This is a genomic window from Pseudofrankia coriaricola (genome assembly GCF_001854805.1).
Lineage (GTDB): Bacteria > Actinomycetota > Actinomycetes > Frankiales > Frankiaceae > Pseudofrankia.
In genome coordinates, this window is the sequence record NZ_MBLO01000272.1 from 62,600 (window position 1) to 84,135 (window position 21,536).

Consider the following 21,536-nt stretch of genomic DNA (forward strand, 5'->3'; position numbering starts at 1 on the left):
TTGACGCCGCGCTGAGGCGCCGTCGCCATCGGTGGCTGGGCCGGCGCTGGTCTCGGCCGATAGGTTCGTGGTGTGCGGCTGGGACTAGTGGCATTGATCGTCGAGGACTACGACCCCGCGATCGCGTTCTTCACCGATGTGCTGGGCTTCGAGCTGGTCGAGGACTCGCCGGCGGCGACGAACAGCGGGCGCCCGAAGCGCTGGGTCGTGGTGCGGCCGCCCGGCGCCGAGACGGGAATCCTGCTCGCCCGCGCCGACGGTGAGCGCCAGGCGGCGGCCGTCGGCGACCAGGCCGCCGGCCGCGTCGGTTTCTTCCTGAATGTCGACGACTTCGAGGCCGCCTACCAGCGGCTGCTCGCCGCGGGCGTCACCTTCATGGCCGAGCCGCGCGCCGAGCCCTACGGCAAGGTGGTCGTCTTCCTCGACATCGCCGGCAACCGCTGGGACCTCATCGGCCCTGCCTAGGCCCGCGTCGCCAGCCGGATCCCAGCTCGCCGCTGAAACGCCAGACGGCCAACGCTCACCTCCCCCCGCCGCCGGTTGAATTAGACGCGCGACAATGACGACATATCCCTCGGGACCTCGCTTGCCAACGCCTTCGCCCGGCCGCCACGCCGTCCGCTCATAGGGCCTTCTCATCCGTCGGAGCTATGACGGACGAGGGCCGCGCCGCGGCCGGCCGGCGCCTGACGGCCGCGCCTGGCGGGCGAACACCCAGCATGGCGGCCGACCGCTTTCCGGCGAGTCGGTCGCCAGCGCTGTCGGACCTGTCGGGTATACGACAGAAGACAACCAGACTGTCGCGCGGTGCGTCCTGAAGGAAGGACGCGCTGCCGTCCGACCACATCCAAGGTTGACCCCGGGGGCGACGTGGACTCACGCGGAGGCGGGGCCGGCTCGCCCGCGCTCAGGCCAGGCCTGTCCGCGGGCAACGAGTCCGCCCTCCCCCACGATGGCGGCTCGGATCCGAGCCTCGAGCCGCCCGACAGGCCGCTCGCGGCCATGCGGACGCTTCCGCTGCCCGGCAATCCGCTGCGGCCGTCGGACCCGCGCGAGCTGGGCGGCTACGAGCTGCTGGCCCGGCTCGGCGAGGGCGGCATGGGCACCGTCTACCTGGGCCGCTCGCCGGCCGGCCGGCGGGTGGCGGTCAAGGTCGTGCGCGCCGAGCTCGCCGACGATCCCGAGTACCGCGCCCGGTTCCGGCGCGAGGCCGAGGTCGCCCAGCGGGTGGCCCGTTACTGCACCGCCGAGGTGCTCGACGCCGTCGACCCCTCGGACGGGCCTCCTTACCTGGTCACCGAGTTCGTCGACGGCCCGTCGCTGGCCGAGACGGTGGCGGCGCACGGCCCGCTCGGCTCGGCCGACGTCGAACGGCTCGCGGTCAGCGTGGCGAGCGCCATGGCCGTCATCCACGCCGCCGGCCTGGTACACCGCGACCTCAAACCGTCCAACGTGCTGCTCTCCCAGTTCGGCCCGCGCGTGATCGACTTCGGGGTAGCCTGGGCGCCGGACAGCGTGACGGTGACCAGGGACCTGGTGGTCGGCACCCCCGCGTTCATGGCTCCGGAGCAGGCCCGCGGCGAGCGGGTGACGGCCGCGGCGGACGTCTTCGCCTGGGGCGGCCTGATGATTTTCGCCGCGACCGGGCGGCGGCCCTTCGGGGGCGGCGCCGTGCCGACGGTGCTGTTCCGCATCGTCAACAGCGACCCCGACCTCGACGGCGTCGACGAGTCGCTCACCGATGTCGTGCGCGACGCGATGCGCCGCGACCCGGCGGAGCGCCCGACCGCGGGCGAGATCGTCAGCCGGCTGCAAACGCTCAGCCCGACGCGCGGGATCGTGCCGGTCACCGGGGCCGCATATGTGGCCGCCTCGGGGACCAGCCAGGCGGACCCGGTCGCGCCGCTGGTCTCGACGCGCGCGGAACTCGGCATTCCGGCGGCGCGGGCGGTCTCGGAACTGTCGGCCGCGGGAGCTCCGGACTCCGCCGGCTCCGTGGCCGCGGCGGCCGGCCCGGCCGCCGCGAACGGCGTCGTGCCCACCGCCGGCGCTGACAGCGCTGACAGCACTGACAGCACTGACAGCACTGACAGTGATCCGCGGGCCATGGTCGCCACCGGCGACGACAATCCCACGATCGGGTCCGGTCCGGTCCTGGCCGGCCTCGCCGTCGACGGCGAGGCCGGCCAGGAGGCCCGCGCTGAGACGCCGGCCCACCTCGGCGCCGGCGGCGCCAGCGCGACCGGCGACGGGCCTGGCCCCAGCGGGCGCGCGCAGACAGACACGGTCGTGCTGCGGGGAGGCCAGGCCAGGGAGCGGACGGCCGAGACACTCGCGCTGGCGGGTCACGGTGACGCGGAGCCGCGCGAGCGGTACGCCGAGGCGCCCACGACCACCGCCGAGCGCCAGTACCGCGACGAAGTCTCCTCACGCCGCCGGCGCGCGCGGCATACCCTGCCCGGCCGCCTGCCCTGGACGACGCTGATCAGCGCGTTCAGCGTGCTGGTCGCGCTGGTGGCCGTCGGCGTCGCGGCCAGGGCCGCGCTGGAGCGGCCAGCCGGCAGGGCGCAGTCGGGTGTCCTCGCCGCCTCCGAGCTGACCGTCCCGGGCGACCTGGTGGGGCTCACCGCGGCCGATGCGGAGAAGCGGCTGCGGGCGGCCGGGTTCAATCACGTCCGCCGGGAGATGACGCCGAACATCAAGGTGAAGGGCACCGTGCTGCAGGTCCGGCCCGGTGGGGACAGCCAGCTGGAGGCGACGGAGACGATCACGCTCGTCGTGTCGGCCGGCCTGGAGTCCATCAGGGTGCCCGAGGTCGTCGGGCTGACCGAGTCCGCGGCGAGGGGGACCCTGCAGGACGCCGGCCTCACCGTCGTGGTGCGGACGAGCACTGGCCCGGCCGTGGTCGGTCCCGGGCGGGTCGCCGCCGTGAACCCGGTCGCCCGCAGCGAGGTGGCGGCCGGCTCGACGGTGACGATCACGGTCATCGTCCCGAGCGGCACCCGGTCGTTGGCGAAGATGCCGGACGTCGTCGGGCAGCCCGCCGACCAGGCGCAGACGACCGTGCGGGCCGCCGGCTTCACCGACATCGCGCTCGACTATGCGGCGAGTTCCGCCGCGGCCGGCATGGTGACCGCCACGGACCCGCCCGCCGGCGGCTCGACAGCCAAGAACGCGACCGTGACGCTGACCGTGTCGACCGGCCCGGGGCACACCACCGTGAACGACGTCGCGGGCCGGCCGGAGGCGGAGGCACGCGCGGCGCTGGAAGCCGCCGGACTCGTCGTCACGGTCAGGTATGACACCGGGCCGTCGGGCGTCGGGCCCGGCCTGGTGGAGACGGTCGACCCGGTGTCGGGCAGTCAGGTCGCGCTGCACAGCAAGGTGACGATCACGGTCGTCAGCACGCAGGTGACGGTCCCGTACACGGTCAATTCCCAACGGGCGCAGGCAGAGAAGACGCTCAACTCATATGGCCTCGACGTGGTCGTGGTCCGGCAGACCAGCGACCAGCCGGTCGGCACGGTGCTCGCGCAGACGCCGGAGTCCGGCACTGTGCGGCGCGGCTCGAGCGTCACGTTGACCGTCGCGAAGGCACCGGACGCGCCCAGCTCCCCCGGTTCCACGACCGGGCCCCCGGCCACCGTTCCGCCTACCGATACCTCGCCGACCGGCGCGCCCTGAGCGGGCCGTCATCGCCGCGGCCGCGTCGGCCAGGGCCGGGGCCAGGGTGTTCCGGGGGCGTGTCGGCCGCGCGCGTCCGGCGCGCGCGTCCGGCGGTCCTCCGCTCGGAGCTGGGCAGGGCGGCACCGAGTGCGGGAAAAATCTGTCAGACCACGCCGGTACCATCACACTGCATTCAGTGGATCCAGCACGGGCAGCACAAACCTTGCGATACGTATACGGAGGTCCTAATCTAGGGCGCGGTCAAGAGGATGGCGTCAAGACCTGGCTCGTCGTCCGGCAACCTTCGCGCAAGGTGCCCCAGGGAACGACCTGATCGTCGTCGGCGACGGCTGGCGGCGATAACGCGGATCTCCCGAGCCGACATGGGCACGGGGGTCCACCGAGGCCCCCGGAGGTATACGTGTCGATGCGTCCGAATCCTGGCCGTGCCGAGTTGTTGGCGCTCCTGGGCGCCCAGCCCGGGGCCACAGCCGCGGCCGCCTCCCGTTCGTACCTCGACCGTCGGCGGGACCTGCTGTCCCACGACCCGGACTGGCGCCGACCGGAGGTCGCGCGACTGGACGATGCCTTCGGCCGGCTGCGCGCCGCGACGGACGTGGAGAGGCGGCTCGCCGGCTACCGGCCGACCCGGGTCCGCGTCGGCGTCGGCGCCGCGACTGTGGTGGTCGCCCCCGCGGCCCGCGGCACCACCGAGGGTGACTTCCCGTTCTCCGACGTCGAGCGTGTCCACGTCCTCACGGCGTTCAACCCGCGTTCCCGGCCGCTGCGCCCGCATGAGAACGCCAGCCGGCAGCGGGCGCTGGCTGGCAGGGTCGCCGCGACCGGCCTGCCCTCCTGGCCGGCCGTCGGCGGCGACGAGAAGAACACCGAGCTCAGCATCGCCGTCGCCGGCCTGACCAGGGCACGGGCGCGGGCGCTGGGCGCCGAGTTCGAACAGGACGCGATCTTCGAGTGGACACCGGCGGCGTGGTCGCTCGTACCCTGCGACGAGCTGGTCACGCCGCGGGAGCTCGGCTGGCGTGTCTCCCGCACCGCGGCGCCGCTGCCCGACCCGCTGGCGGCCCGGCCGCGGGCCGACGCGTCGACGACCGAGGCGGGCGCGGCGCTGGAGACTGCCCTCGCCGCCGAGGCCGAAGCCGCGGAGGCCGCGGCGATCGCCAGGGCCAGGGACCAGGCGGGCGACGCGCCGTCGGCGGGGACCGACCCGGCGGAACCCGGCCAGCCGGCCGTCTCCCCCGCCGGTCCTGCGACGCCGTCGGGCGGGGCGTCCCCCACTGGCCCGACGACGCCGTCGGGCGCCACGCCCACCTCGGACGCCGCGCCCGTCTCTCCAGCGGACGAGCCCGCGTCCCCCCGGCCCGCGAGCGCGGCCAAGGGGGACGCCTCGACCACCCCGCGGGACCACGGGGGCGGCAATGAGTGACGCGGTGGGGTTCAACACCGGGCTCCCGCTCGCCGCGCGGCTGCGCGAGCACGTCCTGCGCCAGCTGGGCGCCGAGGACGAGTGGATCGGCCAGGGCCCGGGCGGAACCGGGCTGGTCTGGCGACACAGCGAGCTCGGCACCCTGCTCGAGCTTCTCCCGGTGCCCGGCGGCGCGTCGTCGGTCGCGGTGCTGCGGGTCACGACGCCGGTCGCGACCGTCGACGACCTCGCGCGGGCGGCCGCGCTGTGCCGGCGGCGCAACGGCGAGAGCACCCTCAACCGCTGGCTGGCCGGCCCCTGGCCCGCCATTCCCTACCGGGACGAAACGGACGACGACGAGGACGAGGACGAAAACGAGGACGACGGCCCGGGCGGCGGCATCTCGCTCCGGGCCGTGTTCCACGGCGACGAACCGACCGGGCAGGCGCCGCCGCTCGACGCGAGCCCGGCGTACCTGGTGGCCCTCCCGGGCCAGGACGAAGTCGATCAGGCCTCCGTTCCGGGAGAGCCCGAAGCGCCCAGTGGCGGGCCGCCGGCGGACGAGGGCGACGAGCCCGAGCCCGGCGGTGAAGACGACCAGAGCAACGTGCTCTACCTGTCCTGCTCGTTCGTCGTCGGGCGGCGCGAGCAGCCCCGCGACGAGGAGGACGAGGAGGAGGACGAGGACACCGACGTCGACGAGATCCTCGGCGAGGAGGGCGGGGCCGTGCTGGCCGAGCTCGCCGTCGCCACGGTCGGCGACCAGATCGCGGTGGCGGTCGGCGCGCTGGACGCCGGGCTCCACGACGAGGTCGCCGGGGTCCCGTTCGTGTACCGCGACGAGGAGGGGCACTCCCGTCCGGGCCGGCACCGGGTCACGCAGTATCACGACACGCTGCATGCCGACGCCGAGACCGACAACACCTTGCTGTGGCGGGGGCTGCTGACCGCGTTCGACGAGCTGCGCTACGACCAGGAGATCGACGGCGGCCCGGTCTGGGGCTCGGGCGACGGGCGCGGCTTCCGGTGCGAGGTGCCGTTCGGCTGGGGGCCGTTCCAGGTCCCGGACGACCGTCCCGTGGAGGTCGTGGCGGCGCGGGAGACGGCGGGCTCGCTGACGAGCGTCGTACGTGCCAGTCGGCAGGACCCGCATCCGCTGGCCGGCGAGGGCCTGGTCATCAGTATGCGGACACCGGTTCACCTGCGGCCAGGCGACGACGTCGCGGGGCTGCTGGCCGCGCTCAACCGCCAGGACGTGGCCGACCCGGGCGGCGCGCACGGCATCGGGGCCTGGGTCATGCACGGCGACCAACCGACCTGGCAGCTCTTCCTGCCGAACGCGCTCGCCTCCACCAGCCAGCTGAGGGCTCAGGGGCTGCTGCGCGAGATTCTGCTGGCCACCGCCGGCGCGTCGCTGCTCGCCCGCCGGCTGCTGCTCACGGACGAGGATCTCACCCGGTTCGACCGTCGCCCGGTCGGCCCGGCCTCCCGGCAACCAGCGGGACTCGCCTTCGCGGCGAGCATCGCCGGCGGCGACGAGCCGGCGCTGGTGCTGGACACGCTCTACTCCGGACTGGTCGGCCCGGACGTCGAATGGTCCGTGATGGACGGCGCCGGTTTCGACTGGTGGCCGCATCGCGGGCGGCAGCGTGTCCGGATGACGCCGCGGCCCGTGCCCGACGGCCGGCGCGCCGGCTCGCTGCGCATCGCGACCGAGGTGGCGACCGGCGCGCGGGCGACCCCCGACCTGTTGCGGCTGCTCGCCCGCCGCAACGCCGAGGACGGCCGCTCGGCCCTGGTCCTCGACCCGGCGGCCGGCACCGTCGAGGCCGTCGCCAGGATTCATGTCGGACCGATGGCCTGGACGCCTGACCGGATCTGGGCACGGCTGATCGCGATCGACCAGCTGGTACGCGCCGCGGAGGCGGCCGTCGAGCTCACCCGGCTCGGCGGCCCCGGGCAGGGCGCCGTCGCGGCCGCGTCGGCGCACCCGACCAGCGGTCCCCGCCCCAGCCGCGACGTGCTGTTCGACGTGCTGCCCGACATCCGTGAGCGGGCGCGCGAAACCATGCCGGACGCTCAGGTACGCCCCCTCGTGCTTCCGGTCGCGCTGACGGCGCTGATGGCACCCCCACACCGCGTCACCAGCCACCAGCCCGGCCGCGCGCTCACCGCCGAGTGGTGGACCCGCACCTTCGACCCGTCGGGCCCGGCCGCGCGCGGCCGCGGCGAGCTGATCGTGACCGAGCACCCGGAGCTCGGGCCGGGGATACGAGCACGTACCTACCTGGACTACCTGCCCGGCGATGTCGACGACCGGGCCGCCTGGTGCAACGACCGCAACCGGGCGCTGCTCGCCGAGGCGACGGTCGACGATCTCACCGTGGTCGGCGGCTGGGGCCTGGACGCGACCGACACCCCGTGCCTGACCACCTGGTTCTTCCCGGAGACGCTGCTCGGCGAGCATCCCGACGAGCTGTCCGCGGCGCTCGGGAAGCTGCTGCGTCTCCAGCAGTGGATCGTCTTCGTCAGCCTCGCCGACTCACCCGTGGCGCCGCTCACCGACACCCGCGGCGCGCAGGAGCTGGCCGCCGGGCTGCCGTCGTTGTTCGGCACGTTCCGCGCCGTGCTCGACTACCCGTCGGGGCTGACGCTCACGGCCCGCGCCGCCGGCCGTACCAGCACTCCGGCCTTCCCCGACGCTCCCGCGTCCAACGGCATTTCCCCGTCCAACGGCACCCCCCCGTCCAACGGCACTTCCCCGTCCAACGGCACTTCCCCGTCCAACGGCACTTCGGCGTCCAACGGCACTTCGGCGTCCAACGGCACTTCGGCATCCGAGGGCCTGGCCACGTCGATCGGCTTTCCCACCCCCGCTGACGACACGGGGGAGGTGGTCGTCATCGAGCTGGTACGCCCCTACACGCCGCCGGCGCACGAGGAGCTGATGAGCTCGCCGCGGCTCGCGCAACCGACCAGCGACCCGGGCCGTCCTCACATGCTCACCCGGATCGACGCCCGGCTCGACGGCCTGCGCGGGCCGCTGTCGCTGCTGCTCACCGCGCTGACGTCCGGCAGCCGCACCTGGCTGCCCGACCTGAGCGTCGTCGTCGAGCAGGGCCAGCCGGGGCCCCCGCCTCTCACTGTGCCTGGCCACCTGGGGAACGCGTTCCGGGACAGTCACGTCCGCGACGCCCTCGACCGGCTGCTGTTCGACGGCCTGATCGCCGACGACGGCGACGGCGCGGGTTTTCTCGTGCTCGCCGAACCGAGCGTGTCCACCGAGCCCGGCGGCCCCGCGGCGCGCCAGCTTCCCGGACCGGGGGACGATGCCAGCCCTTCGGGCTGGTCGGCCCAGGAAGACGGGTCGGGTACGGGCCCGGACGCGGGTCTCGGGTTCGGCTCCGAGGCCGAGACCGACATCGGGCTGGCACTCGCGGGGGAGCTGGGGCTTGGACGGCGAGCACGCGGCGCCGTCGCCATCCTCGCCCCGCCTTATCCCATCGACCATCCGTTCTACGGCTCCGGCGTGATGGTTCTCGACGTCCACCTCGACCCCGGCGTCACGTCGGCCGCCGGACTCACCCGGCTGGCGCAGGCGGGCCGTCCCGGTGGGCTCGGGGACTCGGATCTCACCGACCGGCAGGCGGGCGACGCCGAGCTTGCCGCGGCGCTCACCGCCGTCGGCGGCCTCCCTCCGATGGCGACCTGCGGTGCGTGGATCGCGCATGACAAGACGGGGACGCTCACCTACCGGATCTGCGTCCCGCCCGCGTGCCTCCTGTGGCCCTCGCCGGAATCGGTCGGTTCCGTTGTCGGCACGGCCTGGCGTATCGCCATCGACCAGGCCCACGCCGCCGCCCGCCTCTTCACCGCCCCGCTGGCCCAGCCGGCCCCGTAGTTCCGGCTCGGTGGCCTGGGCCCGCGCCGAGCGACCCGGGTGCCGCGGGATCACGCGGCCGTCTAGGCCCGGATCCCGGATTCCTGGCCAGGTGCCTACCCGGCGGTGAGGAGGAGGGCTCCGGCTATGGGGCCGCCGCCGGCGCCGACAGCGGCGACCCGATGGCGGGCGACCTGGCGGTCGCCGGCCTGGCCGCGAAGCTGCACGCAGGCCTCGTGGAGAAGCCAGTAGCCGTGCATCCGGCCGGCCGAGAGCTGCCCGCCGTAGGTGTTGAGCGGAAGGCTCCCCTCCAGGGCGATCTTTTCGGGGTCCCCGACGAATGGCCCGGATTCGCCCTCGCCGCAGAATCCGAAGGCCTCGAGCCAGGCGAGGGTCAGGAATGTGAACCCGTCGTACAGCTCGGCGAAGTCGACGTCGACCGGCCGGAGATCGGTATGCGACCACATCTGGGCCGCCGCGTCGACCGACGCCATGTTCGGGTAGTCAGGCCGCATGTACCAGCCACCGGGGCCTGTGGACCCACCCATCGCCTCGATCCGGACCGGGTGCTCGCACGCCGAGGCGTGGTCGGCCACGGACACAACGACCGCGACCGACCCGTCGATCGGCACGTCACAGTCCAGCAGCCCGAACGGTTCGGACACCTTCCGCGCGGAGACATAGTCGTGAAGCGTGATCGGGTCTCGGTAAACGGCCAACGGGTTCAGCCCGGCGTTGCGCCGGCTGTTAATGGCCAAAATGCCGAGCTGTTCCTTGGTCGTGCCGTATAGATGCATATGCCGGCGGCAGTGCATTGCCAACCAGTTCGCCGCCGAGTAGGCGTGGTATGTCATCAGCTCGTCCAGCCCGGCTGCCAGCCCATTCCGCGGCGGGTAAGCCCGGGCGGGTGCGGACGCCGCGGATTCCACGACCTCGAATCTGTCCGCTTCCGGTCTGCCCGCGTCCGGTCTGCCCGCGTCGCCGGTCCCACCGGCGCCGTCGAGGTGGGGCGCCTCGCCGCCGGGGAGCACGGCACCGCCCATCATCTGGACGGTGCGGTAGACCAGCACATGACGAGCGCGTCCGGCGGCGACCGCGATCACGGCCGACATCACTGGCGAGAGCAGCCCACCGGTGTCGACGTCGCCCCCGAGGTAGGTCGGCGCCAGCCCCAGGGCCGCGCACGCCTCCTCCAGCGGAGTGTCGCCCAGGGTGGCGACGCCGTCGATGTCGGTGGGCAGTAGCCCGGCGTCGGCGATCGCCTGTCGGGACGCCTCCGCCGTGAGGTCCGTCCCCGGGATTCCGGTACGTCGGCCGATCCGCGAGATCCCGACTCCCGAGATGATGGCGCGCCGCTCCGGCAGTCCGGTCATGGCGTGACGCTATGCCCGCCGCCACGACGCAGTCACCCGATGTGCGACGTGCGACGTGCGACGTGCGAAACAGGCACGAATCCGACCGGTGTCCTACGGTCTGAAGAACAAGGGCGTTGCCCACGACCGATCGGCGCTGATCCCGAATCCGGAGGCCTCATGACGACGCCGGCAGTCGACGCGGACAGCCAGCTTCTGATCTATCGGTGTGTGGACTGCCGGCGCTGGATCCATCCCGAGACCAAACGCTGCCCGGAGTGCGCTGGAGAGCTGGTAGCCGAGCCGGTGAGCGGCGACGCCACGGTCTTCACCTTCACCGTCAACCATCACGCGTTCCACCCGGCCGTGCCGGTGCCCTACGTGATCGCCATCGTCGAGCTCGCCGAGCAGCCCGGCCTCCGCCTCGTCAGCAACATCGTCGGCTGCGCGCCGGAGGAGGTCACCATCGGCATGCCGGTGCGTGTCCTCATGGAGCAGCGTGGCGGCACGCTGGTCCCCGTGTTCGAAACGGCCTGAGACCTCGGCCTGGCCGCCGCCTCAGGCCTTCACGAGGTGGCGGGCGATGTCGTCGACCCGCCGTTCGATGCGGCGCAGGGCATGCAGGATCTGCTCGGGCAGGTCGGGCCGGGCGGTGACAGCCGCCTGTCGCGTCACCCGGGCCCCGGGGGCCGGTCCCTCGCCGGTGGCCAGTTCCGGATACTGATCACCGAGCAGCACACGAACGAGGTGATCGTCGGGCCAGTCGAGCGCCCGCGAGACCGCGGACAACGTCGAGTTCTGCACGCGCCGGTCGCCATTGCCGCGCTGGAGTACCCGCAGCGTCGCGACCGAGACTCCGGCCGCGAGCGCCAGTTCCTGCTGGCTGACCCGCTGGGTCGACATCCGCGCGCCCAGCGCGGTGGCGACGGAGCGCCAGTCCTCATGGACCGCTCGAAGGTGACGTTCCCCGTTGTTTGTCATGCAGCAAACGATACCGCCCAAACCACCCGGACGATCACCGGGAACACGCGGGACCATGGCGTTCCCGCCGAAACCTCCCGGCCAGACGACTTCACTACGGCCGCCGGCCCGGCGGTGACCGCGGGGGAAGCGGATCGGGAAAGGAGGACGCGCCGGCCAGCTCACGCCACCTGGCTGGGGGCCACCCGCTCGGGAACCGCGCCGGAAGCCGCGGTGCCGGCGTAGAGGCGGCCTGCGCGGCGCTGGTAGGAAGGCGCCCAGATGAGCTTGAACAACAGGCGCGGAACGAAGGGGACCGTCGCCAGCACGGCGGCGCGCATCGGGGCGTCGGCCACACTCGCGAGCCAGCCGTAGAGGACCGGGATGTCGCGGCGGTTGAAGCCCTGCCGCACGTCCTTGTCGATCTCCTCGAACTCGGCCGGCGTGATCTGCTCCAGGATGAGCGGGAACGCCACCGCCTCCTCCTCGTGGAGGTGCACGTTGATCAACTTCTGGAGCTCGGCGAGCACCCCCGCGCGCTGCGAGAGCGGGATGGTGGTGTCGCCCGCGATGGTGACCAGCGGGTCGATCTCGGCGTGCTGGGCCTCCAGCCGGTCGAGCCCGGCGACGGCGTACGGCACCCGGGCACGCAGCACCGGCCAGAAGCGCTTGTCCTCGGCGGTGTGGTGGTGGTGCAGCGTCCGCAGCGTCAGGGCGATCTGGTCCTCGATGAGCGCGGCGTGCGCGGCGTCACGCGGCGCGCGGGCCACGGCGGCGAGCCTGCCGTACTCGACCCGCATCGCGTTGTGCAGGAGGCGGATGGTCTGCAGGTGGTCGGACGTGGACATGGCGGCGTTCCTCCCGTGATTCGCGCCCGTCACCCGAGGTGAGGGCCCGCGGGGTGCGGGCCGGTTCGGGGCGGACGGAGCATCACCCGGGCGGAGCACCGCCGTGGCCGGCCTGTCGCTCGCCGGACGGCCCCCGGATGCCCATTGGCCTGCCAGCACCACCGGCCCCGGTGGCTGGCTCGCCGAACGCGTGGCCAGCAGGTACCACGCGGCGACGACCGCGGGCGACACCCTCCGTCACGAGGGGCCGCCCGTGTTCCTCCGGTGGAGGAGACGGCGCCGGGGAGCGGCCTCTCCGTCCGTGGATTCGACGACCAGCTCCAGGCCTTCATCGGCGCCGGGGCGACCCACCGCGATCGGGGACGAGGCGCTGATCGGGCCGGCCGGCCGAGGCTGCTGAGGCGGCGTGCCGGTGGCGGCGGGCATGAGCGGTTGCAGGGCGATCTGGCCGTCCTCGAGCAGGAGCCTGAGATCCGACATGACGGCGAACAGGCCACGGCCGAGCAGGAACGCGATGTCCCGGCACGTCCGCCGGCCGTTGACGCGGGTGAGGACCTCCGCCCGGTCCTCATTGATCGGCGGGGCCGAGGCCGTGGGATGCGGCCGTACCCACGGGTCCAGACCGCGCTCCCGCCATTCGGCCGCGATGTCCACCCGGCGGCGCGTCTCACGCACCACTCGACCGACGTCCATCCCGGGCACGAGGGGCACGAGGGGTGGCAGGCCGGGCCCGGCCGGATCCGGCGAGCAGGTGTGGACCTCCGCGACCGCGAGGGCGAACACGGCGTCCATGGCGGCGGTCTGTGTCAGCACCTGTACGGAGGCGCTCCCCAGCAGCCCGCGTTCCACCAGCGCGGCGCGCAGGCGTCCCTCCGGCGCGGCCTGCGCGAAGGTTTCCGTCCAGTCCTCACCGGAGATCCGGCCCGACCGGAGCAGCAGCGGCTCCAGCCCGGGCGCGGCGGCGGTCTCGGCCGCGATGACCAGACCCGAATGGAACACGATCATGCCGCCGACCCGGGCGCCCTCGACCCGAAGCGTTCCCGTGAACTGTTCGTCACCGAGGCGGGACAAAGTGGTGAGGAACAGCAGACTATCCGTCACAAATTAGTCCCGTCATGCTACCTACCCAAACGTGTCGGTCGACAACAAGGTCGACGAAGCAAAGGATATGGTCACGAGTATCCAAGTGCTATCGACTGACCCAACGAGCACACAAGCGCCGGAAAATTGCCCCAGAGCAAACCCTCTCTAATCACAACCGCGGGTTTGCTCCGGGACGGAAAGTGGCGAAATGGACATCGAGACCGCCCTCAAGGAAGCGATGGCGATCGACGGGGCACTCGGGGCGGCACTGGTCGACTACGAGAGCGGGATGATGCTGGGCGCGGCGGGCGGCGGGCGCACGCTGAACCTCGAGATCGCCGCGGCGGGCAACACCGACGTGGTCCGTGCCAAGGCCAGGACCCTGGAGGCCCTGGGTGTGCGCGACGTCATCGAGGACATCCTGATCACCCTGGAACGGCAGTACCATCTCATCCGGCTCCTCAGCCGCGGGGAGAACCGGTTGTTCCTCTACCTCGCGCTGGACCGCTCCCGCTCCAACCTCGCGCTCGCCCGTCATGGCCTCCGGTCGATCGAACGTGAGCTGAGCGTCTGACGGCCGATAGGCAGGGCCCGCCGGCCGGAGAGGCCGCGGTACTACCTCCCGTCGCTTGACGGGAGGTTTCGACCTGCCGTCGGCGCTTCGGCTCACACGTCTGCCCGAATGTGGTGGCCACCGCGCCACGGGAAGGCACGGCGAGCCGCGCCGAAGCGCCCGCGGCGTCGGCACGGCTCTTGGCGAGCAATTATCTGGTGCTCCACCGGGCGGCCCTACCAAGAATGCGATGAGTACGTCGAATGAATACCGAGACCATTCTGGCGGAGCTCACGGCGCTGCGTGAGCACGTTACCGGGGTGACGAACAGCGCGGTCGCGTCGGTGGACGGTCTGCTGATCGCCCACGACGCGAGCGACGTCCGGCCGGAGGTGCTGGCCGCCATGGCCGCCGTCGCCCTCGGCCTGGGAAAGAGCACCGGGGCGGAGGTGGGCATGGGCGAGCTGCGAGAGGTGATCACCCGCTGCGAGGGTGGCCACATCGTGGTCTACGCCGTCCGCGAGACGAGCCTGCTCGTGGTCCTGGGCGACGAGGGACTGGACATGAACCGGCTGCACCTGCACTCCCGGCCCGCCGTCACCCGGATTGGCGAACTACTGGCCGCGTGAGCCATCACCTCCTCGCGCCGCGGACCGCGGCTGGTCGCCGCCGACAGCCGCGGCCGGCCCGACAGCCTGTTTCCAGTGCCGCTCACAGCCCGCGGCTCACAGCCCGCGGCGGGCGGCCGTCAGAAGTGGCGCAACAGCTCGCCGAACGTCCGGAGCTGGAGCACGCCCGGGTCGGCGGCGTCGAGCTCCGCGTGTTCCAGCGCCCACGTGTTCGTGTTCGGGATGAAGACAGCCCCCCACCCGGCGGCGCGGGCGGGCAGGATGTCGGACTTCGGCGAGTTCCCGATCATCCACGTCGCCGCGGGGTCCAGGGCCAGCTCGCGCGCCAGCAGCTCGTAGGCCTCGTTGTTCTTCTCGGCCACGATGTAGGTGCCCACCCCGAAACACGGCGCGAGGCCCGAGGCGTCGATCTTGGCCTGCTGCTCCTCCGGAACTCCCTTGGTGAGCAGCGCGAGCTCGTGTCGACCACCAAGCTCACGTAGCGTCTCCGCGACCCCGGGCATCAGCTCGACGCGGTGGTCCAGGAGGGCGGCCGCGAGCTCGTCGATCTCGCGTCGTTCCCCGGCGTCCGCGGGACGTTCCCAGAGGCGCTCGAACAGGTCGTGCAGGCTGCGCAGGAACACCTTGGTCCCGTAGCCGTGAGCCGCCGCGTTCGCCGCCTCGACGTCGTTGAGCATCGTGCGCAGCGCGGTCCGCTCCAGCGTTGGATGGGCCAGCCAGTCCAGGTAGTCGGCGATCACCCGCTCGAAGCGGATGTTGTTCTCCCACAGCGTGTCGTCCGCGTCGAACACCAGTGTGAACCGCGTGCCGGGCGCCATCTTCCCTGATTCCACGTCCCGATCTGAACAGATCCGGAGCGCCCGCGTCGACCGGATTTCACCCACTCCGCTCGCGCGGCCCCACTCCGGCACGAGCGCACTATCGCCGGCCAAGCCGGGTAAGGGCTCGAAGTCTGGACGAAGTGAGGAGGCCGTAGTGACTGCCCTCGTGACCGCGGACATGAACATCGGACGGCTTATCGCCACGACCGGCCCGATCGCGACTCTTTACCTGGGCATGGCGGACAACCTCGACGACATCGAGCATGAGCGGGCGCTGCGGTGGCGTGGCCTGCGCGACCGGCTGGCCGCGGAGGGCACCGACGACGCGACACTCGCCGCGCTGGACGAGACCGTGCACTCGGTCGGACCCACGGATGTCGCTCTCGCGGCGTTCGCGGCCGATGGCCGGGTCGTGTCGCGACAGCAGGTGTCCGAACAGCTCGGGGACCGGGGGATGTGGGCGCAGCTGCCCTGCGCTCTGCCACTGCTCGCCTACGAGCAGCGGACAGTGCCATGCGTGGTCGCGCTCGCGGACCGGACCGGAGCCGACCTACGAGTGGAGATGGACGGGTCGCGCATCTTCGCCGAGGTCGAGGGCACCGACGATGAGATCGAGCGCAACGCGCCCGGCGGCTGGTCACAGCGCCGCTACCAGGACCGCGCGGAGGACTCGTGGGCGCACAACGCGGCCCAGGTGGCGGAGGCGGTGACGCGGCTGACCGAGCAGGTCAACGCCGCGGCGGTCGCGCTGGGAGGCGACTCGCGGGCCGTCCAGCTGGTTCGGGAGCACCTCCCGCCCCGGGTCAGCCCGCTCGTCCACCAGCTGGAGCACGGCAGCCGCCATCCCAGCCGCGGCGGCCGGAAGCACGAGCAGGAGGTCCGTGACCTGGTCGGCGCGTTGGCCCAGTCGCGGACCGTCGAACTGCTGGGGCGCCTCGCCGAGGACCGCGCGCATGGCCGCGCCGTCGAGGGCACTCCGGCGACCCTCGCCGCCCTCTCCAGATCCCAGGTGGGCACCCTCCTCGTCGTCGACGACCCGGGCGACGACCGGGTGGCCTGGTTCGGCCCGGACCCGACCGACGTCGCCGCCGAGCCCGCGACGCTCGCGAGCCTGGTCGGCTCGCCGTCGCGCGGCCGGCTCGCCGACGTGGCCGTGCGCGCCGCGCTCGGTACGGGCGCCACCGTGCACGTCCTGTCGCCGGACCTCTCGGACGGGCCCACCGACGGGCTCGCCGGCCTGCTCCGCTACCCGCGGGTAGACGGATAGCGCCCCGCCCGGGCTGGCCTCCGGGCGGGCGATCGACGCCTTCGGGCTGGCGCCTTCGGGCTGGCCGAGGCCCGAGGCGGCAGCTCGGCCCACCCGACGACACACATCCCTCGACACCGAGGAGGTGGCCCGCAATGACCTTTTCCGACCGAGCGAAGGCCGGCCAGCGGCTGGCGCGCCAGCCGGGGGTGGAGGTCGAGATTCCCGCCGGCACGGCGCGTCTGGGCGGCCAGCTCACTGTTCCCGAAGGAGCCGAAGCCGTGGTCGTGTTCGCGCACGGCAGCGGCAGCAGCCGGCACAGCCCGCGCAACCGGTACGTCTCCGACATGCTCACCGACGCGGGGCTCGCCACGCTGCTGTTCGACCTGCTCACCTCCGCCGAGGAGGACGAACGAGCGAACGTGTTCGACATCGACCTGCTCGGCCGCCGGCTCGTCGAGGTGACCGGCTGGCTTCGGGGCGAGCTGGGCACCTTCTGCCCCGCCGTCGGCTACTTCGGGGCGAGCACCGGCGCCGCCGCCGCGCTGTGGGCGGCGGCCGAGCTTGGTTCCGTCATCGGTGCCGTCGTCTCCCGGGGTGGGCGGCCCGATCTCGCCGCGTCGCGGCTACCCAGGGTGGCTGCCCCTGCCCTGCTCATCGTCGGGGGCGACGACGAGGCGGTCCTCGAGCTCAACAACCGCGCGGCGCAGCTGCTGCGGCACGAGGCAGAGGTCGTGGTCGTCCCGGGAGCGACCCATCTGTTCGAGGAGCCGGGTGCCCTGGAGTCCGTCGCCGCGCTCGCGCGCGACTGGTTCACCCGCCACCTCACCCCGGTCGGCGCCCGCCGCCACTGAGCGGCGCGAGCGCGCCTCGCGCCTCGCGCGCCACCGCGCAGAGCCGCGACCTCAGTAGGCCTCGACGCGGCGGTTCGGGACCGCGAGCGCGGCGATCGCGGCCAGGACGCCGGCGGCGGCGCAGATGCCGAACAGCGGGTGATAGCCGAGATGCTGGGCGATCAGGCCGGCGAGCGGCAGGCCGACCGCGGCGCCGACGCCCATCATCGCGCTGATCGTGGCGATCCCCGCTCCCACCCGCTCCCACGGCAGCAGCACGGCCAGCAGGCTGATCCCCAGCGGGATGTTGTCCGTGACGGCGTCGATCAGTGCGCCGACGACCAGCGTGCCCAGCGCGACCAGCAGCAGGCGGAAGATCCACCTCCGGTTATGGTCCAGAGCGACACGAAGATGCGACGTCGCGTCGATTCGACGGAGGGAACGAACAAGCCGGAGGCAAGGAAAAAGTCAGGAACAAGGTAGTAGGCATGGGGAGCTGGCGGTGCGCGTGGCCGCATGTCCCCTCGGGCGCCGCATCCGGGGGCCAGATGATGCCCGAGCCGACGCGGGAGGAGTGGTCAGCGAGTGAGCCGCTCAGCCTGGTCTCCGGCGGGCTGCTCGCCGTGATCCTCCTCGCCCTCGTCTACCGGGCCGCCCGCCGGTCGGAGCGGCTGCGTGGCTGGGCGGCCCGCCACCTGAGCTGGGTGCTCCGGCCCGGTCGCGCGCTGGTCGTCTCCCTGCTGGTTCTCGCCGCCAGCGGATGGATCTTCGGCGGTCTCGTCGAGGACGTGGAGGAGGGCCGCGGCGTGATCAGTGCCGATGCCCGCCTGCAGCGGGACGTCATCGGCCAGCGCGCCGGCTGGCTCACGCCGCTCGCCCGCACCGTCACCAACCTGGGCGCCGCGCCGGTCGTCTACGGGGTGGTGGCCGCCCTCGGCGCGGCGCTGTGGTGGCGGACCCGGCAGTGGGTGCTGCCCGTCGGCGCGATCGCGCTGCTCTGGGCGGGCCAGACGGTGCGGGTGGCGATCAACCAGGTGATCGCCCGCCCACGGCCACCACAGGCGCTGTGGCTCGTCCACCCTGGTGGTTACGCCTTCCCGTCCGGCCACACCACGATGGCGACGATCGGCTATGGCCTGGCGGCCGTCCTCCTGCTGCGACTGCTGTCCGGCGGCCGGATCGCCGTCGCGGTCGTCAGCGCCGGGGCGGCGGTCCTCGCCGTCGCGGTCGGGCTGTCCCGTGTCTACCTGGGCGTCCACTGGCCCAGCGACGTCGCCGGCGGCTGGTCCCTCGGCGTCGCCTGGCTGGCGCTGGCCGCGAGCATCGTGTGCCTCTATCGGCGACGACCCACCAAACCACCGCCCCCACCTGCACCCGCACCCGCAGCGCCACCGGCACCGGCACCGGCACCGGCCGACCCTGGTCCGCCCAGCACGACAGCGCAGACCGAGTGACGTCGACCACCGGCGCGCGGCGCGGTTCGCCGGTGGGTCGATATGCTCGGCCGGCCATGCCGGAAGGTCACACCACCCACAGGCTCGCCGCGGTCCACCGGGACATGTTCCGTGGCCGGCCGGTCGCGGCGACGAGCCCGCAGGGACGGTTCGCCGACGGAGCGCGCCGGGTAGACGGGCGGGTCCTCGACGAGGCCGAGGCACACGGGAAGCACCTGCTGCTGCGGTTCGACGACGACCAGGTCCTGCACGTGCACCTCGGCATCTACGGCAAGTACGCCCTCGGCCCACCGCCGGCTCCGGCGCCGACGGGAGCCGTCCGGCTGCGGCTCGCCAGCAGCGCCGGCTACGCCGACCTGCGCGGCCCGAACGCGTGCGAGCTGCTGGGGCCGGGCGAGGTGAAGGCTCTGCGCGACCGGCTCGGGCCCGACCCGCTGCGCGCCGACGCCGACCCGGAGGCCGCCTGGCGCAAGATCAGTCGCAGCCGCACGTCGATGGCCGTTCTCCTCATGGACCAGACCGTGGTCGCGGGGCCGGGCAACATCTACCGGGCCGAGGTGCTCTTCCGTGCCGGCATCGACCCGTCGCTGCCGGGCAGGGAAACGGCCCGCGGCCAGTGGGACGCCGTCTGGGCCGACCTGGTCGCACTCATGGCCGACGGCGTCCGGACCGGCCGGATCGACACGGTCCGGCCCGAGCACACCCCGGAGGCGATGGGCCGCCCGCCCCGCGTCGACGACCACGGCGGCGAGGTCTACGTCTACCGCCGCGCCGGCCAGCCCTGCCTCGTCTGCTCGACCGAGGTCATGACCAGGCAGCTGGCCGCCCGCAACCTCTTCTGGTGCCCCACCTGCCAAGGGCCGCGGGCGCTGGACGCGCCGCTTGCCGTCGGACGCTAGGCGTCCTCCCCGCGTGGTGCCCGATACAGGTGTATGGCCGTGGCGGGTGTGGTGCTGGGTCGGGATGTGGCTGGGTTGGCGCTGCGCTTATGGCGCCGTCACCCGGGGTTCCTGCCGGATTGGCGGAGCTTGCGGACGGGGTCCCTGCCGGATCGGCGAAGCCGATCTGGGAGGTCGTGATCTGGTAGGTCCGTGTGGTTGCGTATCACCTGGGGCTGATGGCGCTCCAGGCCACCGGCCGTGGCGGGTGTGGTGCTGGGCCAAGGACGTGGCTGAGTTGGCACCGCGCTAGAGGCGCCGTCGCTTTCTGTGGCTGGTTTGCGCGTGTTGGTCGCCAGGTCGTTGATCGCCAGGCCGGCGTGATCACACCTCGCGGGCGGCCTCTGCGCGGGATGACCAGGATGTCATGGTTGGGTTGTCCGGATACCTCGCGACAGCGTCGTCGCCTCCGGTTGGCGGGCGCCGCCCCGCCCCGGCCTCGGATATCGCGGTGGGAGCCACGGTGACGCTCACGGTGTTGTTCATGCCCGAGTCGGCCTACGGTCCGACCAACCAGTGCGTCGGGCTGGGGAAGGTGCTCCTGGACCGCGGGCACACGGTCGTGTTCGCCGCGGAGCGGTCCTGGGAGGGCAAGCTCGCGCCGTTCGGGTTCGTCGAGGCACTCGTCGACCTCGCGCCGCCGGACCCGGACGCGGCGGATGCCGCCGCCGGTCAGTTCTGGATCGACTTCATCAACGAGACCGCGCCGGAGTTCCGCAAGCCGACGATCGAGCAGCTCGCGACCTTCATCCAGCCCACCTACCAGGCGCTCATCGACGGGGCGAAGTACTGCGAGGCACAGCTGGCGGCGATCATCGCCGAGCACCGACCGGACGTGCTGGTCGAGGACAACGTCGTCGCCTTCCCGGCGCTGACCACCGCGGCCGGCGCCTTCGTCCGCATCGTCTCCTGCAACCCGCTCGAGGTCCGCGGCCCCGACGTCGCGCCGCTCTTCTCCGGATATCCCGAGAGCGACCGGTTGGGGTGGGCGGAGTACCTCGTCGAGCTCGACCGGACACACCGGGAGACGCGAGCGGACTTCGACGCGTGGGTGCGGGCCCAGGGTGCCGCCCCGCTGCCGCCCGGCGACTTCATCCACACCTCGGCGCACGCGAATCTCTACGTGTACCCGGAGGAGCTCGATTACACGGATGCCCGGCCACTCGACGCGACCTGGCACCGACTGGACTCCAGCGTCCGGGAGACCGACGACCAGTACGACCTGCCGGCGGAGTTCGCCTCCCGCGACGCCGACGCGGCGCTCATCTACCTCTCGCTGGGCTCGCTGGGCAGCGCCGACATCGGGCTGATGCGGCGGCTCATCGACGTGCTGGGCACGACCCAGCACAAGGTGATCGTCAGCCTGGGGCCACGCGCCGAGGAGCTGGCGCTCGCGCCGAACATGGTGGGCGCGTCGATGCTGCCCCAGACAAAGGTCATCCCCCAGGTCGACCTGGTGATCACGCATGGCGGCAACAACACGACGACCGAGTGCATGCACTTCGGCAAGCCGATGATCCTGCTGCCGCTGTTCTGGGACCAGTACGACAACGCCCAGCGCGTCCACGAGCGGGGCTACGGCATCCGCCTGCCGACCTACGGGTTCGCCGACGGCGAGCTGCTGGCCGCGGTCGAGCAGCTGTTCGCCGACGGCGACCTGCGCGCGCGGGCGGCCGCGGCCGGCAAGGCGATCCGGGGCCGGGACGGCCTGCGCAAGGGTGCCGACGTCATCGAGCGGGTCGGACTGGCCCATGTCTCGGGCGGAACCGCCTCCCTCGGGGACCGGTTGACGTCGACTCCCGGGGACCCCCGCGGCGACGATGCCTGACGCCCCGCGCGGCCCGAGACCC

General features: G+C 72.9%; 18 protein-coding genes and 1 riboswitch. Of the genes, 12 read left to right on the plus strand and 6 right to left on the minus strand.

Annotated elements, in window-relative coordinates; genetic code table 11:
- Positions 1-72: 72 nt before the first annotated feature.
- The 4 genes from BCD48_RS43060 to BCD48_RS43075 all read left to right on the plus strand — a co-directional run bounded on the left by BCD48_RS43060 (position 73) and on the right by BCD48_RS43075 (position 8,990).
- Positions 73-465 carry a VOC family protein gene (locus BCD48_RS43060; RefSeq protein WP_071054316.1) on the plus strand — a complete coding sequence of 131 codons (393 nt, stop codon included), beginning with the start codon at positions 73-75 and terminating at the stop codon, positions 463-465.
- A gap of 405 nt (positions 466-870) precedes the next feature.
- Positions 871-3,684 carry a PASTA domain-containing protein gene (locus BCD48_RS43065; protein ID WP_071054318.1) on the plus strand — a complete coding sequence of 938 codons (2,814 nt, stop codon included), beginning with the start codon at positions 871-873 and terminating at the stop codon, positions 3,682-3,684.
- 241 nt (positions 3,685-3,925) lie between these two features.
- A riboswitch (SAM riboswitch) is annotated at positions 3,926-4,037 on the plus strand.
- 56 nt (positions 4,038-4,093) lie between these two features.
- A complete protein-coding gene (locus BCD48_RS43070; RefSeq protein WP_071054320.1) occupies positions 4,094-5,110 on the plus strand; it encodes a DUF3293 domain-containing protein in 1,017 nt (338 codons plus the stop codon).
- Positions 5,103-8,990: a hypothetical protein gene (locus BCD48_RS43075; RefSeq protein ID WP_071054322.1), complete on the plus strand. Its 3,888-nt coding sequence runs from the start codon at positions 5,103-5,105 to the stop codon at positions 8,988-8,990. Before BCD48_RS43070 ends, BCD48_RS43075 begins: the two co-directional genes overlap by 8 nt.
- Before the next feature lie 95 nt (positions 8,991-9,085).
- On the opposite strand, the gene BCD48_RS43080 is transcribed toward BCD48_RS43075, so the two are convergent.
- Positions 9,086-10,342, minus strand: a complete 1,257-nt coding sequence (locus BCD48_RS43080; RefSeq protein WP_071054324.1) for a thiolase family protein — start codon at positions 10,340-10,342, stop codon at positions 9,086-9,088.
- 159 nt (positions 10,343-10,501) lie between these two features.
- On the opposite strand from BCD48_RS43080, the gene BCD48_RS43085 reads away from it, so the two are divergent.
- Positions 10,502-10,858, plus strand: a complete 357-nt coding sequence (locus BCD48_RS43085; protein ID WP_071054326.1) for a Zn-ribbon domain-containing OB-fold protein — start codon at positions 10,502-10,504, stop codon at positions 10,856-10,858.
- A 21-nt stretch (positions 10,859-10,879) separates the two neighbouring features.
- Here the strand turns inward: BCD48_RS43085 and BCD48_RS43090 are convergent, their stop codons facing one another.
- The 3 genes from BCD48_RS43090 to BCD48_RS43100 form a co-directional block, all read right to left on the minus strand.
- Positions 10,880-11,302 carry a helix-turn-helix domain-containing protein gene (locus tag BCD48_RS43090; RefSeq protein ID WP_071054328.1) on the minus strand — a complete coding sequence of 141 codons (423 nt, stop codon included), beginning with the start codon at positions 11,300-11,302 and terminating at the stop codon, positions 10,880-10,882.
- A 161-nt stretch (positions 11,303-11,463) separates the two neighbouring features.
- Complete coding sequence (locus BCD48_RS43095) at positions 11,464-12,129, minus strand: hemerythrin domain-containing protein (protein ID WP_071054330.1); 666 nt, start codon at positions 12,127-12,129, stop codon at positions 11,464-11,466.
- Positions 12,130-12,366: 237 nt separating this feature from the next.
- On the minus strand, positions 12,367-13,230 hold the full coding sequence (locus BCD48_RS43100; protein WP_083420089.1) for a DUF4388 domain-containing protein: 864 nt from the start codon (positions 13,228-13,230) through the stop codon (positions 12,367-12,369).
- A gap of 190 nt (positions 13,231-13,420) precedes the next feature.
- Here BCD48_RS43100 and BCD48_RS43105 point away from each other — a divergent pair, with 190 nt between their 5' ends.
- Both BCD48_RS43105 and BCD48_RS43110 read left to right on the plus strand, forming a co-directional pair.
- On the plus strand, positions 13,421-13,786 hold the full coding sequence (locus tag BCD48_RS43105; RefSeq protein ID WP_071054332.1) for a hypothetical protein: 366 nt from the start codon (positions 13,421-13,423) through the stop codon (positions 13,784-13,786).
- Between the two features lie 242 nt (positions 13,787-14,028).
- A complete protein-coding gene (locus BCD48_RS43110; protein ID WP_071054334.1) occupies positions 14,029-14,394 on the plus strand; it encodes a roadblock/LC7 domain-containing protein in 366 nt (121 codons plus the stop codon).
- Between the two features lie 119 nt (positions 14,395-14,513).
- Here the strand turns inward: BCD48_RS43110 and BCD48_RS43115 are convergent, their stop codons facing one another.
- Positions 14,514-15,212, minus strand: a complete 699-nt coding sequence (locus tag BCD48_RS43115; RefSeq protein ID WP_071054338.1) for an HAD family hydrolase — start codon at positions 15,210-15,212, stop codon at positions 14,514-14,516.
- Between the two features lie 157 nt (positions 15,213-15,369).
- Here BCD48_RS43115 and BCD48_RS43120 point away from each other — a divergent pair, with 157 nt between their 5' ends.
- Both BCD48_RS43120 and BCD48_RS43125 read left to right on the plus strand, forming a co-directional pair.
- Positions 15,370-16,482, plus strand: coding sequence for a baeRF2 domain-containing protein (locus BCD48_RS43120; RefSeq protein WP_241842429.1), 1,113 nt, complete (start codon positions 15,370-15,372; stop codon positions 16,480-16,482).
- 134 nt (positions 16,483-16,616) lie between these two features.
- Positions 16,617-17,315: a dienelactone hydrolase family protein gene (locus tag BCD48_RS43125; protein WP_116271852.1), complete on the plus strand. Its 699-nt coding sequence runs from the start codon at positions 16,617-16,619 to the stop codon at positions 17,313-17,315.
- Positions 17,316-17,366: 51 nt separating this feature from the next.
- Here the strand turns inward: BCD48_RS43125 and BCD48_RS56240 are convergent, their stop codons facing one another.
- Complete coding sequence (locus BCD48_RS56240) at positions 17,367-17,723, minus strand: MFS transporter (protein WP_349308095.1); 357 nt, start codon at positions 17,721-17,723, stop codon at positions 17,367-17,369.
- Between the two features lie 59 nt (positions 17,724-17,782).
- Here BCD48_RS56240 and BCD48_RS43135 point away from each other — a divergent pair, with 59 nt between their 5' ends.
- From BCD48_RS43135 to BCD48_RS43145, 3 genes are all read left to right on the plus strand, one after another.
- Entirely contained in the window at positions 17,783-18,748 is a 966-nt protein-coding gene (locus BCD48_RS43135; protein WP_083420090.1) for a phosphatase PAP2 family protein, read from the plus strand.
- A 56-nt stretch (positions 18,749-18,804) separates the two neighbouring features.
- A complete protein-coding gene (locus BCD48_RS43140; RefSeq protein ID WP_071054344.1) occupies positions 18,805-19,647 on the plus strand; it encodes an Fpg/Nei family DNA glycosylase in 843 nt (280 codons plus the stop codon).
- Between the two features lie 490 nt (positions 19,648-20,137).
- Positions 20,138-21,514 carry a nucleotide disphospho-sugar-binding domain-containing protein gene (locus tag BCD48_RS43145; RefSeq protein WP_241842430.1) on the plus strand — a complete coding sequence of 459 codons (1,377 nt, stop codon included), beginning with the start codon at positions 20,138-20,140 and terminating at the stop codon, positions 21,512-21,514.
- The last annotated feature ends 22 nt before the right edge of the window (positions 21,515-21,536 follow it).

What these genes read in the sequence shown, in the direction of transcription:
- BCD48_RS43070 (WP_071054320.1), top strand. Translation starts at nt 4,094, where the DNA reads ATGCGTCCGAATCCTGGCCGTGCCGAGTTGTTGGCGCTCCTGGGCGCC.
- BCD48_RS43075 (WP_071054322.1), top strand. Translation starts at nt 5,103, where the DNA reads ATGAGTGACGCGGTGGGGTTCAACACCGGGCTCCCGCTCGCCGCGCGG.
- BCD48_RS43080 (WP_071054324.1), bottom strand. Translation starts at nt 10,342, where the DNA reads ATGACCGGACTGCCGGAGCGGCGCGCCATCATCTCGGGAGTCGGGATC.
- BCD48_RS43085 (WP_071054326.1), top strand. Translation starts at nt 10,502, where the DNA reads ATGACGACGCCGGCAGTCGACGCGGACAGCCAGCTTCTGATCTATCGG.
- BCD48_RS43090 (WP_071054328.1), bottom strand. Translation starts at nt 11,302, where the DNA reads ATGACAAACAACGGGGAACGTCACCTTCGAGCGGTCCATGAGGACTGG.
- BCD48_RS43095 (WP_071054330.1), bottom strand. Translation starts at nt 12,129, where the DNA reads ATGTCCACGTCCGACCACCTGCAGACCATCCGCCTCCTGCACAACGCG.
- BCD48_RS43105 (WP_071054332.1), top strand. Translation starts at nt 13,421, where the DNA reads ATGGACATCGAGACCGCCCTCAAGGAAGCGATGGCGATCGACGGGGCA.
- BCD48_RS43110 (WP_071054334.1), top strand. Translation starts at nt 14,029, where the DNA reads ATGAATACCGAGACCATTCTGGCGGAGCTCACGGCGCTGCGTGAGCAC.
- BCD48_RS43115 (WP_071054338.1), bottom strand. Translation starts at nt 15,212, where the DNA reads ATGGCGCCCGGCACGCGGTTCACACTGGTGTTCGACGCGGACGACACG.
- BCD48_RS43125 (WP_116271852.1), top strand. Translation starts at nt 16,617, where the DNA reads ATGACCTTTTCCGACCGAGCGAAGGCCGGCCAGCGGCTGGCGCGCCAG.
- BCD48_RS43135 (WP_083420090.1), top strand. Translation starts at nt 17,783, where the DNA reads ATGGGGAGCTGGCGGTGCGCGTGGCCGCATGTCCCCTCGGGCGCCGCA.
- BCD48_RS43140 (WP_071054344.1), top strand. Translation starts at nt 18,805, where the DNA reads ATGCCGGAAGGTCACACCACCCACAGGCTCGCCGCGGTCCACCGGGAC.